This window comes from uncultured Winogradskyella sp., assembly GCF_947496485.1.
In the GTDB taxonomy this organism is placed as follows: Bacteria; Bacteroidota; Bacteroidia; order Flavobacteriales; family Flavobacteriaceae; genus Winogradskyella.
This window is the reverse complement of the sequence record NZ_CANMCZ010000002.1, coordinates 493,493-507,759: the sequence shown is the minus strand read 5'-3', so window position 1 is coordinate 507,759 and position 14,267 is coordinate 493,493. Positions and strand designations below refer to the sequence as shown.

At 32.7% G+C, this 14,267-nt stretch carries 7 protein-coding genes; 1 reads left to right on the top strand and 6 read right to left on the bottom strand.

Going from position 1 to position 14,267, the window contains the following annotated elements; genetic code table 11:
• Position 1: 1 nt before the first annotated feature.
• The 5 genes from Q0822_RS10025 to Q0822_RS10005 form a co-directional block, all read right to left on the bottom strand.
• Entirely contained in the window at positions 2 to 4,963 is a 4,962-nt protein-coding gene (locus Q0822_RS10025) for a PQQ-dependent sugar dehydrogenase (RefSeq protein ID WP_299123086.1), read from the bottom strand.
• Between the two features lie 479 nt (positions 4,964 to 5,442).
• The gene (locus tag Q0822_RS10020; protein ID WP_299123084.1) at positions 5,443 to 9,819 is read right to left on the bottom strand and encodes a fibronectin type III domain-containing protein; all 4,377 of its coding nucleotides are present in this window, start codon (positions 9,817 to 9,819) and stop codon (positions 5,443 to 5,445) included.
• Positions 9,809 to 10,687 carry a hypothetical protein gene (locus tag Q0822_RS10015; protein ID WP_299123082.1) on the bottom strand — a complete coding sequence of 293 codons (879 nt, stop codon included), beginning with the start codon at positions 10,685 to 10,687 and terminating at the stop codon, positions 9,809 to 9,811. The genes Q0822_RS10020 and Q0822_RS10015 overlap by 11 nt, the downstream gene beginning before the upstream one ends.
• Positions 10,688 to 11,083: 396 nt before the next feature.
• Complete coding sequence (locus Q0822_RS10010) at positions 11,084 to 11,674, bottom strand: hypothetical protein (RefSeq protein WP_299123080.1); 591 nt, start codon at positions 11,672 to 11,674, stop codon at positions 11,084 to 11,086.
• Positions 11,675 to 11,677: 3 nt separating this feature from the next.
• Positions 11,678 to 12,253 carry a YceI family protein gene (locus Q0822_RS10005; RefSeq protein WP_299123078.1) on the bottom strand — a complete coding sequence of 192 codons (576 nt, stop codon included), beginning with the start codon at positions 12,251 to 12,253 and terminating at the stop codon, positions 11,678 to 11,680.
• Positions 12,254 to 12,386: 133 nt separating this feature from the next.
• Here Q0822_RS10005 and Q0822_RS10000 point away from each other — a divergent pair, with 133 nt between their 5' ends.
• Positions 12,387 to 13,253 (top strand): winged helix-turn-helix domain-containing protein, encoded by an 867-nt coding sequence (locus tag Q0822_RS10000; RefSeq protein WP_299123075.1) that lies wholly within the window; start codon positions 12,387 to 12,389, stop codon positions 13,251 to 13,253.
• 24 nt (positions 13,254 to 13,277) lie between these two features.
• Here the strand turns inward: Q0822_RS10000 and Q0822_RS09995 are convergent, their stop codons facing one another.
• On the bottom strand, positions 13,278 to 14,261 hold the full coding sequence (locus tag Q0822_RS09995; RefSeq protein WP_299123073.1) for a type IX secretion system membrane protein PorP/SprF: 984 nt from the start codon (positions 14,259 to 14,261) through the stop codon (positions 13,278 to 13,280).
• Positions 14,262 to 14,267: the final 6 nt, after the last annotated feature.

Sequence of the window (14,267 nt, the reverse complement as noted above, 5' to 3'; positions counted from 1 at the left end):
ATTACTGACGAATCACTAATTTTTGAGTACGTTTTTCACCTGTATCACCTACTAGTTCAACAACATAAATTCCATCGCTAAGATGACTAACACTAGTAGCTTGTCTTGTACTATCTATATCTAAACGCTTTGTTAGGATAACACGTCCATGAATATCGTAAAGCTTAATACTTGTTTCACTCTGTAATTGTCCGACTATAATTATAGATTTTTCATTTTTATTAGCGAAGATGTTTAAATTCTCTAAAGTTGATTCATTTGTACTAAGCGTAGTATTTTGAAATCTTAGATAAAAACGACCAGTATCTGATAAGTTACTATTAGCTGTGAATGTATAATTACTTGTATTCAATAACGTAAATGTATTATTAGACGTATCTTCTAAATAAACATTAACATCTTCTGGAATATCACTTTCTGCAATACTAACTAAAACTTCTTGCCCTTGTAAGGCATGAATGCCTAATGGAATTGTAATGTCATTAATTGTATTTCTTCGCAAAACTTGAATCGCTAATATCTCATTATTACTATATTCTACTAAAGTTGAGTAAAGCGAAAAATCTGGAGCATTTCCTTGAAATAAGGCAGCATCATAACCCACATCTAAACCAGAAGTTGCTTCATCAGTGAAATAGAAATCTGTTGTAAAGTTTTGATTCTCATTGCTGATTTTTAATTTCAAATAATCTGGAGACGACGTACTATTTCTTCCTAATATAAAATCATCAGAAGCCCCTTTTACTCGCATAGCTGGTGTAAATGTAACAGTACCACCTCCTGGTTTAGCCTTAACAAAGAAACCTTGCCCAGGTGCAATTAGACTACCTGTGGTAACATTATTTAATATCTTCCATCCATTTGAAGCATCACCGTCGTAACCGTATATTGCCTGATATATATTTGTATCTAATTGAGAGCTATTTTGCGCAAAAAATGCGTCAAAATCTAGATATGAAGAGTAGGGATTACCAATTAAATTCCAGCCATTATAAGTGGTTCCTGAAGTAGTAAGATTAGTTGTCACTATATTAGTTTCAATTTCACCATAAAAGGTAAGTGTTGTTCCGTTTATGGCATCATCTGCACTGTCTCTAGCAGCTCTATATCCCGTTCCTTCTACCAAGGTAGTATTTGCATTAGTTACAGTAGAATATATAGTGTATGCACTATTAGCTTCATCAAAAGGACCAAATAGCTTCTGCGAAGTATTACTTGGATTTTCGAATATATTAGGATTTCTGGTTGCAAAATTTCCAAAAGTATCACCCGTTAAAGGAGAAGATATAAGGTCATTACCAGTAATGCCATTAAATGCGTTCACATGCCTTTTATAGCTAATATTTCCGATGCTAGTACCATTAACAATTAAACTAGAATATTTATCTGATATTGAATTTAATGTTACTTGGCCATTTACTGTTAAATTTCCATTTATTGTCAAACTACCTCCTTCATGTATTTCAATGCTACCATTAGGAGGAACAGTATAATCTGAATTGATAATTACGTCTTCATCTATACCGACAACTAAGTTTATGCATTCTGGTGGTGCAATAAAAACAGTTCCGTTACTATTATAGAGACTTTTATAACCATCAGTAAATTCAGCTTGTACTTCAACATCAAGACCATCTGATACTAATCCCGTCAAAGTAATTGTTTGTGGACTATTTGTAATTGGGAATGTTTGACCATTTACTAATAACTCACCAGTTTCTGGTGGATTGGTATATGATACAATTAAATCTTGAGTATAAGTATTATCATTTGGATTACAACTAGATTGAGATCCAGCAACTATAGAATCTATCGTTGTATAGTCATTAAAAGGAAGAAACTGCATTAAACTTGCTTTTGGCTCAGTGCCAATATCAGCACCGTTGCTAAATTGGGTATTTCCTCCTCTTCCTCTTAAATGAATACTTACTAAGTCATTGGTGCCATCGCTAAACAATTGTAATCTAATTGCTTCTGCCACCTTTGGTGCTTCGTTTGTTCCATCCCATTCATATATAGGTATATCACTCCAATTATTTCCAGTACTATTATTAATCCAACCACCTTGGCCTTCTTCTATAGTAATCCAAACTCCATCACGCAAATAACTTACACGCCACATAGTATTGGGTTGTGGCTGGTTAGGATAAGCACCTCCAAAAGTAATATAGTTTACAAATTTTGGATTTGGCCAATCAACTTGCCAAAAGAAACCATTTTCCGCGTCTACAGTGCCTAAATTATGATTGAACGACACACCGTATTCAGAGAATTGTGAGGTTACTTTGTAATCTTCTACAGATGGATCATAAAGAATATCTAGTGGAGTTCCTCTACCAGATCCTTGACCCACAGATCCATTCAATTGAGCAGAATGAAGTAGAGCTAAATTTATTATTGGATTTGGATCATTTGGTGTATTAACACTATTTGCATCCAATTGATTAATCCATGCTGCAATAAGATCAACTGCAGGTTGATCTATAATCGATTTTGCTAATGGTGGCATCATAACATTTGGATCAACACTGTTCATTCGATAATGTAATATTGATTTTGATGCATCACCTGCATATACAATTTTTTCATTAGGATCAATCCCCAAAGGACTTAGTATACCTGCGGTTAAAAGTTCTGTAGCCTCGAGACTATTAAAATAACGTAAATCAAAATTCGCTCTATTATCATTATCATGTCTATGGCAATATGCACAATTTAAATCTAAATATGACCTTGCTTTATCGTCTAAAGTTGCATTGCTATCTTGTAAAGATTTATTAGATATTAAATTTGGTGTATCAGTATCAGTAATCGATTGATTAAGGATACCTAGATGACTTAAAGTTACTAATTGGTTTGCTATTTGACCATTTGGATCGTGAGTTGAATAATCATAGTCGGTATTTAAGTATCTTGATTTTAATCCAAGACCACCTTTATTTGCCTCATTGTGGCAATCTATACACTCCGAATTAGAAGGAAAATGCCATATCTGTGTTCTTGTTCCTCCAGTAGTTGTAGCAATATCTACAGGCTCATCTAAACTAGATGTTTGAAGAACTGCGTCAGTTTGTTGTTCATTCCAATTATAGGTTAAAAAATACATTTCACCATTTTCGTCCACAACAGAAAAGCGTGTTTCTATTTTCTTAGTTATTGATGGATTGTTATCATCTATTGGTAAATCAAAATGCTTAACAATTACAGTTCCAGGTGGGAACTCCCAATCGTCATATTCTGAGTAATTAATTTGCTCGTTCGGACCACTATGAATTCCATCCGTGTTAGGTACAGCGATCCATCTTTTCTTTAAAGCACCATCTGACCAAAAAGATTCGTATAACTCATAAGGCACAAAACCATCATTAACAACTAAATTTGTTAAATCTGAAAAAACACCTGTTTGAGAGAGCAATACAGGCGGCGCATCACCACCATTAACATCGTCATCAATTAGTTTGTAAATGTTTGTGGGATTGCCGAGCCTTAAAAGGTATAATTCACCATCCTCATCTTCACCAAATGATATGACATTTGATAATGTTGTGATTTGTGTGTACTCTCCTGTATCAAGATCAACTGAAAAAATTTCACCACCACTTCCATAATCTGCACAAATATATTTCCCAAATAGTTCAGGTATACCAGAACCTCTATAAACAAATCCACCAGTAATTGAGTTTGCATTTGTCCGATCAAAAGCTGTCATTGGTTCCGTGTGATTCATTTCATTAAATAGGTCTCCATTAGGATCACAACCAGGACCAGTAATTAGCCCTTCATATTCTGGCCAGCCAAAATTGGCACCATATTCCAAAACGTCAATCTCTTCTTGTGAATTTAAACCAACATCACCAATGTAAAAGATACCTGTCTGACTATCTTTAGTCATCCTAAAAGGGTTTCTAAGTCCAATACTATAATATTCTTCAAAGAAATCTCCAGTCTGATATACATCCGTAGGATTTGGAGTTGATAGATTCAATTGACCATATAAATTTGTAGTGGATCCTGGTGTACTGTCCGAAAAAGGATTAGTATTAGGTATCCAGTATTCAACACCTGTAATTTCATCAGCATAACCAGCATCATTAGGTTTTTTTCGAAGCGGAGCATGACTTTTCGTAGGGTCCTTATCAACATCTAATCGTAATACACCGCCTTCTAAGTTATCAGTAATGTCTTGTGATCTTCTCCATGATGCCATATCACCTGTAGTGAGATATAAGAAACCATCATTTCCAAATTCTAATCCACCACCAAAATGTGTAGTACCATACATTCTGTTTTTTAAGAGAATTGTTCTAGAGTTTGGTACAACAGTCATTGTAATAGGATCTATTTCAAATTTTTCTAAGATTAAAAAATTTCCTTGGTGCTCACCTTCTGGTCCATGTAAAACTGTATCTTCACTATAATCACAACCTTGGTTTGTATATTGTCCAAATCCTGGAAGATCCTGTCCACTCCCGTTTTTTGTTGCATAATATATGTAAGCATAGTTTTTTGGATTTATTGAAGCGTCAAACTCTGGGTGAATAGTTAAACCCATAAAACCGCCATCAGAAACTAAACCTACTTCACTAGAAAGATCGAGCAAAGTATTTTGAGTTGTGGTGGTCTCATCATTATCGAACCACTTAATAACACCGTTTAGCTGCGCCAATATGACCTTATTTTGATTCGGAATTATTCTAAAAGTAATAGGATAGAAAAACGTCAAATTTGGAAATGCGACTCTATAGGTCGCATCCAATTCAATATCTACTGAGGTCGGAAATACATTATTAGCATATGGTGAAATTGCCTTAGGCGCTGATAGACCTGACCCTGCAAAATATGGGAAGGCACCTAACAAGCATATAGAAGTTAAAACGACTAATGAAACTCTGAATTTTAACGATTTGGACTTGATGAAATGTAATAAACTTCCAATAGGTTTTTTGGAAAAAAAGGTTTTCATTGATTTTAAATAAAGTGATTAATAGCTGATATAAAAGTATTAATAAAAACGCAATCTGATTACATCATTTTGCAGTAAAATAGTTAAAAACGTTTAACGCTATATTAAACGTTCTAAGCGTTTAAATTTGTAAGAAAATAATTAAAAAACCAATTCTAAGTCCCTGATTTTAATTTTAATGCAAAAAACAGATATTTTTTGTGTTTGAATTAAAAGTAATAGGTTATGTGACAAGAATTTAGTTGATATTTGTGGCATAATTCATCTTATTGATGCTCTGCTTTTCCAGATTAAGACATCAAAATTTTATATTATCATATCATAGAGTAAGACAGCCAAATCAATTTATATAATACACGTTTCTTTAATCTCAACTGCCGTTGATATTGCTAAGGTTTGAAGATGATTTAAAACTATTTCATAAAAAACGCACTATTATTATGATAGTGCGTTTTATCTATTTTATAACCTTAGATTAGTTATCTAATAACTAATTTTTGTATCCGTTTTTCAAATATATCAGACACGAGTTCTACTATATAAATTCCAGCACTTAAATGTGCAACATCTACAGATTGAATATTGCTTGATAAATCTAAAGATCTGGATACCATAACTCTTCCGTTAATATCATATAATTTTAGATTCGTCTCACTTTCCAATTGTCCTGTAATAACAACAGTTTTATTAGTGTTATTGAATGTTATAAGAAGGTTTTCTTTCAGTGATTCAAGAGTACTTAGTGCAACACTTTGATACCAAATATAAAAGCGTCCTCCTCCAGATATATCACTGGCAGCTGTAAAAATATAGTCAGTGGTGTTTAATAAAGTAAACGTATTATTTAGTGTATCTTCTAGGTATACATTTATTGATTCAGGAATATCAGTTTCAAAAACACTTATAGTCACCTCTTGTCCTTGACTAGCATTAATTCCTAGCGGGATTATAACATTTTCCATATCTGCATCACTTAAGGCCTGAATTGCAAATGCAGTTCCATCACTGTCTTGTACGAGATATGAATAGATAGAAAAGTCAGGTAAATTATCGGCAAAAATAGCAGCATCATATCCTGGATCTAATCCAGCTGACGCATTACTATTAAAGTAAAAGTCAGTACTATACGCAGATTCACCAGCACTTATTTCTAGTTTTAGATAACCAAAGTGAGTGGTTTGAGTTCTCCCGAGAATAAAATCATCTGATGCACCATCGCTTCGCATCGCTGGAGTAAACGTTATTGTTCCACCACCAATTTTACTTTTTACGAAAAATCCTTGACCAGGAGCTATGAGTAGGTTAGTTGTTACATTATTAAGTATAGTCCAACCATTACTTGCGTCACCATCATATCCATAGATAGCCTGATATGCAGCAACGTCTAACTCTGTTTTATTAAGATTAAAGAACGTATCAAAATCAATATAAGAGGGGTAAGGATTTCCTATTAAGTTCCATCCACTATAAGAAGATGCTGATTCTGATATTGGTAAACTGAAAGCTCCCGTTTCTACATTACCTTTAAAAGTTAGTGTTGTTCCATAAGTCCCGTCTTCTGTAGCATCTCTAGCGGCTCTATACCCTAAACCTTTTTCTAATAATGTACTTGCATTTATTGAAGTATCATAAATCTGATAACTCCCAGAAGATTCATTAAAAGGCCCAAATAATTTTTGACTTGTGTTGGTTGGGTTCTCAAATATATTTGGATTAGCTGAAGAGAAGTTACCAAATGTTTCTCCGGTAAATGGTGATGAAACTAAATCATTACCAGTAGAACCATTAAAGGCATTTACATGGCGCTTATAAGATACATTTCCTGTGCTAGTACCCTCAACTATTAAACTTGAATATTTAGTAGAGATAGACTCCAGTATTAAGTCACCATTATTAATTAAATCTCCTTTTACAGTTACACTAGCACCTTCTTTTACAATAATAGTGGCACCATTGTAAATTTCTAAATCATTAATCTCAACTTTCTGGTCTGTATCTATGATATAAGTACCATTAGCAATTATTGTGTTTTTAGTACCAGAAGATTCATTTGGCCCATCACTATAAATCCATGAATTATCACAATACAATATTGTGTCAGAAGTTATTGTAGCTCCACAACTATTGCCTGGTGATAAATACTGTATTAAGGTTGCCTTTGGTGTTGTCGAGCTATCATTGACAGAGGTAGATATTCCACCTCTTCCTCTCAGATGAATGCTTATAATATCGTTTCCATCGCTATACAATTGTACTCTTAATGCATCTGCCTCGATTGGGTTTTGAGTTGATCCTCCCCATTCATATATTCCACTATCTATCCATCCACCTTGACCTTCGTCTAGTATGATCCAATTACCATCTAGCCTATAGCTGATTCTCCACAATACATTAGGTTGAGGTTGATTAGGGTAAGTACCACCAAAAGTGATATAGTTTATATATTTTACATTAGACCAATTCACTTGCCACTTAAAGCCATTATCTGCATCTGGTGTACCAATATTTTCGTTATAATTCACACCATATTCGTTGTATTGAGATACGAGATGATAATTACTAATTGATGGGTCGTACAATATATGTTCAGGCGTTCCTCTACCATTAGAAACACTACCACTTAGTGTAGCCTCTGTAAGCAATGCTAAGTTGGTATTATCATCTGGTAGATTGTCAGGAATATTTCCTAAGCTACATTTCGATGGAGCTTCAAAGAAATTATCATTACTATAAATGTTAGTTGCATCAGCAGTAAAAAAAGCATTTAAATCAACATCAAAACCATTAGAATCGAGCCCAGTCAGAGTTACAGTTTGAGGACTAGAACCTATGGCAAATAGTTGCTCATTTACATTTAAACTTCCCGTTGAAGGAGGATTATTATAAGTTAATGTTACATCTTGTGTGTAAGTATCTGTCAATGGATCACAATCACCTTGGGCACCAAGAGTGGCGTTTACGATAGGTCGATTATGATAATAAATTATTTTTAATTTAGGTGGTCCAGAACCATTATATGATTTTGCAACACGTTTTCCAGAACCAGAAAATATAAAAGTCATTGAATTGCCATAAACCCATCCAGATTGAGCTCTGATTTCATTTATTATATTGGCCAAATTAGGAGTTCTCTCAAAATAACCTTCAATACCATTGCTTCCCCATCTTTTTATATCAGACCATAAGACGGTGTTTGCACTTGAAGTCTTTGTTCTTGATGAGATATCATTAGTAGCTGTAGTAAAAGTTGAACTATTCGTGGATAATTCTCCATCAATAACTAAATTAGTTGGATCTATATAGCTATTATATTCGTCTGAAGTGAACTGAATATGTGCTCTAATAATAACTGCACTATCTGGTATTTCAACAGAGTTAAATCTAACACCAATAATCTGATCATTAGAGTCATAAACGAGCTCTAAATCTGTACTCGATATATTTACTGAGCCAGATGAAACTGCTTCTTCTGCATCGTCACTACCAGTATTAACCTGTGTAACATATTCATCAACTAAATCTTCATCGAAACCAATACAATTACAAGAGCCATCTTCAACACTAAAAACTGTTGTTGGATCACCATCATCACAAGGGGAATTTTCTTCTGGGCATATTGTATCATTCGTATTAGAAATAGTTACTACATCACCAGTAGGTGGATTAAAAACATTTAAGCCAGAAGGTAAAGTAAATGGATCTGTATTAGAGACTTCACCTACTGAAACCGCATTATTTACATCTATCGTTCTTAATTCAATTTTTGATGGCTCAACAAAAATGAGTTTAAACTGATTGAAAGAGCCAGAGTTTCTTGTCCAACTTTTATCATCATCATTTGGCCTTAAAGGTGCTCCCCAACATCCTTCTCCGGTATAAACTGTACCATTAGTTTGATCTATAACAAAGCCCTCGTCATTGTCAGAATCTGAAGACGGTTTTACTGGCCAAGTAGTTTTGGCCATATGCGAGTCACAATCTACAACTAATCTAACATCTTCATCATAAAATAGTTGTGCCCAAGCGTTATATTGACTATTATTTTCTGTTTTCCATGCAGTATGTGGACGCATTGGCTTATGGTATTGTGCCATTTTCCATGTAAGACTTGATGAAGATGCCAAGTCATTTTGAAGCCAAGTTAATTGAGAACCTAATACGGATATTTCAGAATTTAATGTGTAAGTTCTTATAAGATCGTTGCCAAATGTAATTGCATAGTATGAATTAGCATTTGGAGTGTCAAATAGCTCATATACTACTGAACTACCTTCATGGTTTCCTCTTGTTGGTACAATAGGAAACATTCTTCCATCGCTTGCTGTTGTTAACTGCCAATCATCAAACCAATCTTGCCATTCACTACTAGTATCTGAATCTGTCATGTCGCCACCGAATAAAATTGCATGCGGCTTAAGTTTACTCACTAATAAATTAGCATTTTGTCTTGGAGTTCTATTATTTCTGGAATCACCACCAGCAATGAATGATAATCGACTATTATCATCTGGAGCCGTTCTAAACCAAAATCTTTGGCTTGTCCCTTGGCTATCGCCAATAACAAAATAGTAGTTAGTATTTGGTGTGAGTCCTGTTAATCTAACAAAGCGATTATCCATTCCTCTATATGATGTAGCTCTATCTTCAGTTTTTGAAAACGAATAAAGACCAGTATTAGTGCCATGATCAACAGTGTCATAATACAAAGTAGGGTTTGTGCCAGATATCTGGTTCCATGCTACAGTGATAGTAGTAGATGGATTATCAACTAAAATTAACCGATATTTATCAGTGTTAGCATTAACATAAAAAACACTTAAGATAAACAGAAATACTATTAATAACTTAGTTTTCATTAGTAGGTATTTTAATAATTTTCATTTTAAATTTTTCCTCCATCACAAGGACTATGAATGGTAAAATTCCATGTGATAATCTATAAATAACTAAAAACACACTGTTATGCAATGACATGAAAATAAAGTTAGAACTAAAGCCCGCAACTAACCTTGCAAAAGCGGTAGTGAAACCCCAAAAAATCATATACATTAATGCATATTTAGATAATTTTGGTACAAACAATAAAACTGAAGTTATAATATCTAAAACACCAACAACATACAATAACGTAGTTGCCTGCGGTTCAGTGACACCAAGTATAATTATAGTCATATCTACAAAATGACCTGGCAAATATATCAGTCCCATAGCAAAAAGACCATGTGCAATAAATGTGCATGCAATAGCCAATTTTAAACCATTAACAATTTTTTTATCTTTAGTTATATCTAACTTGACATTAAATAATAACATAATTGGTGCGGCAAATTGTATGAATAATTCAAAAAACAATAAGTATTCATAATTTTTGTCTTTCACCATGCATATCCCAATAAATAGAAGCAATAGTAAAGCTAAACCCACAATAAATGATTTAACCTTTTTTAGCTTTATTCTATCCCAGAATAAGCATATAAATGCTGCTGCAAAAAATATAAGACTACAAGCTTTTGTAAATCCTTCAATCCATGCATTTACTTTTGGACTTGTGGCATATTCATACCAAGGATAGTTGAAAATTCCTTCTACTATTGGTGTCAATAGACTTTCGTCCCAAAGTATAGCTCTAAACGGTGCACCAAAAAAATATAACTGATAGGCTCTTCCCAGAAATACAGTGAAGGCGCATATTTTTATAAGCGATATTATTTTAAGTTTATTCATTTAGAGCACCTAAAATTAACCATTTCAGTATCAAATGAATCTAATTATCGACTAATTGAATATAAATCCTTTGAATTGATGTACTTAGCAATGTTTAAGTCTTTAAAACTCTATAAATCAATTGAATTATGACGCATTGAACCCTTAACTAAAAGATTATCAATGCACAACTGTTAGAGCCAGAAACTAGAACTTCGTCACATTCAAGGATAAGAAAAAGGGAGATATTTGTTGAAATGCATATTTCAGCGATTAACACAGTAATTGATAAAAATATTATTAAATATGGTCATATAAAGACTTAATATAATTAGTGCCATATTGCTAAAAACTATCTATGCAAGTTATAAATTTTATAAAAATGTAATATACTGATAAATATTGTGTTATATAATATTACTTATCGCAATGGTTTTGAATCAATCTTACTTCTTTTAGAATTTTCCAAATGCTATTTTCAAAACCTAATGAAGAGACCCTAAAGAGCATAACATATTTATTTTGTTCTTCACAATAGTTAGTTTCTATGTCAATATTTAGATTAATAACTTCTTTTGTAAAAAAGGAATCATAAACTTTCATGTTACCTCTATAGCTTAGTGATTTATCTTTAATTCCATTAATACTTATTATAGTTTTAGGAATAATGAAGTCTTTATCCTTATTTACTGCAGTCATTAAACCGTCGTAATATAGTTTTAGATTCGCTTCTAACATCTCAACGGTTGGTGGTGATTGTAAATTAATATTCCAAGCGATAACATATGTCCAAAACTCAGGACTTTCAGGTTTTCTCCAATTCTTAGCAAATCTTAGATCTTCATAGCCTTCATAGTTAATTTCTGGAGCGAAACTGAGAGGGAACTTTATAATTTCTTTTACCCATGTACTATCTGCTTCTAAAATTTCTAAATGATTTTCATCTTGTGGAAATGCTGCTATAGTATAGAATAGTAGTATTGTTAGCATTACTGTTTTCTTTATCATTATTTATAAACTTAGTGTAACTTCAAACCCAATTCCATCTGCAATGGCTCCGTCTCTTAATTTACTGTTGTAGTCAATTCCCCAACGTTGTCTGTCTATTTTAAATTTTGTAGTCATTTGTTGTTTTTCATAATCGACTTCTGCTTGAAAATTAATAGGTAAAGTTATATTTTTTATGGTAAGATTTGCGTAAACTTTTATACGAGTATTGTCATGATACTCAACACTAGTAATAACAAGTTTAGCCGTTTTAAACTTTTCTACATTAAAAAAATCCTCGTTCTTTAAATGATCTATAAGTCCTTCGTTCGCTTCTTCATCATCTATGTCATTACAAACTATAGAAGTCATATCAATGATAAATTCGCCTCCAGAAATGACATCGTCATTTTTTATAAAATAACCTTCTTCAAAACTGATAGTGCCATTATGTCCACCAAAATAAAACGCATATTCCCCAGACCATTTGAGTTCACTTTTCTTAGTATCAATTTCTAGAGTTTTACTAATTTCATTTTGAGCATAAGAATATACAATTGATAAGGTTGTGCATGCGATTAATACTATTCGTTTTTTCATTGTAATAATTTTTTATGATTAATATTTGTTTGGATAAAACTAGAGTGATCAAAATCAAAGAGTGTCAAAAAAATGTAAAAGAAGTGTCAACACTTGTAAAATGTCAAAGAATTGTATGTTATTTACATTAATTATGAATCGAATTACTTTTTATATACTTAACCAATTATTAATTATTGTTTTTATAGTCATGGCTTCATCATGTTCTAGTGAATATGATGATGACTTTTCTGAGCGTACTAAAATTGCTTTGAGAGCTGTTGGTAATAAACTTTTACTATCTAACCAAGATTCCACATCTTTAATATTGCCTGTTCTAGAATTAGAAGCTAATAAATATCAAATCACTTTTAATAATACATTGTCCTTTGAACCAAGTAATTTGGTTTCTATTATACAGGAAAGTATTAAAGCATCTCGGTTGTCAGAGTATTATAGGGTAGAAGTATTGCAATGTAGCGATAGGGAAGTGGCGTACAGTTATCAAATGAGTGCGGAAGAAGAAAGTACTATTGTACCCTGTGGTGGCAGATATTTACCTGAAGCTTGTTATATCATTGAATTAAAGTTTATAAATAAAGCTGAAACAACTTCAGTTAAGGATGCTATAATTAAAACAATCATACTTTTAATTCTTATCTCAATTGCATTTCTTTTGAAAAATAAGGTAACAAAATCCAAAAAAGTAAATTTAAAAAATGGAGCTAGTGAAAAACTAGGCAGTTTCTACTTTTATCCTGAGCAGAATAAGCTTGTTAAGGAGGCCCAAGAAATTGCATTATCTAAAAAAGAATGTGAACTCTTAGCTCTTTTTGTAGCTAATCCAAATCAAATTATAAAACGCGATGAACTGACTAAGCGTGTTTGGGAGGACAATGGTGTTTTTGTAGGTCGAAGCCTAGATACTTATATTTCTAAACTACGCAAGAAATTAAAGTCAGATACCTCTATAAAATTGACTAATGTCCATGGAGTCGGCTATAAATTGGAGGTTGATTAATTAGCCTAAACTAAATATTATTGCCTACCTATAATAACTCTGACTAGTTCCTTTAGTACAAGCACAATTACTTGCTCCTTGTAGAAAGTCCAACCCAATAGTAACCATATGTGTCCCTGAATTAAAGCCAGCTAAGTCATTTATAGTAAACTGATACGAATACGCAAAGAACAGCTTATCAAACGTAATACCTGCTATTGGTCCAACATTTAGAGGTTTAAAAAATTGATCATTAAGAAAACGGTATGATCCTCCTAAAAAATAATAATCTCCTTTTCTATTAAATTTCCGGTATTTAAAATTTACATCTGTACTAGAGCGATTGTCACTATCAAACATTTGGAAAAATATGGAAGGTTCAAACTCTACATCCTTGTTGCTATTACTCTTTAAAACAAGACCAGTATAGATTTGATAATTTAAAAGTTGGTTTGGTTCTGCACCTCTTTCAACATCAATATCCTTTTTCATTATGTTATTAGCATTCATACTCAGATAAAATGCCTTCCAACGGTATAAAAATCCAAAATCAAAATTATTATTAGAAATAGATCTATCATCAGTTATGCTCGGGTCAATGATGGGTGTTTCATAGGTAGTATTAAAATTTTCAATATCTATTCTAAAACTATTAATATTATAAGATAACCCAAAAGACAGGAACTGTTTCGATTTATAATCTAAGGTCAAATGATGTGCAAATGAAAATTTTACACCTTTTTGTCGTGTGTTACCATTCTTATCATTGTAAGCAGAGATACCAACACCAGAGCGATCGGCTATTCTAAAATCTGCATATAGGGATTGATTATCTGGCGCATTTTTTATTCCAACCCATTGTGTTAATCCATTGGCTCTAATTTTTAAGTTATCCCCAATACCTGCATAGGTTGGTGAAATGACAAAATCATTATCTGCTAAATATTGCGTGAATACTGGCAAGTTTAACTCTTGACTATAGCCATAAGACATAACCAAAAGTAGTATATATAGTGTTATTTTTTTCATCTTAGT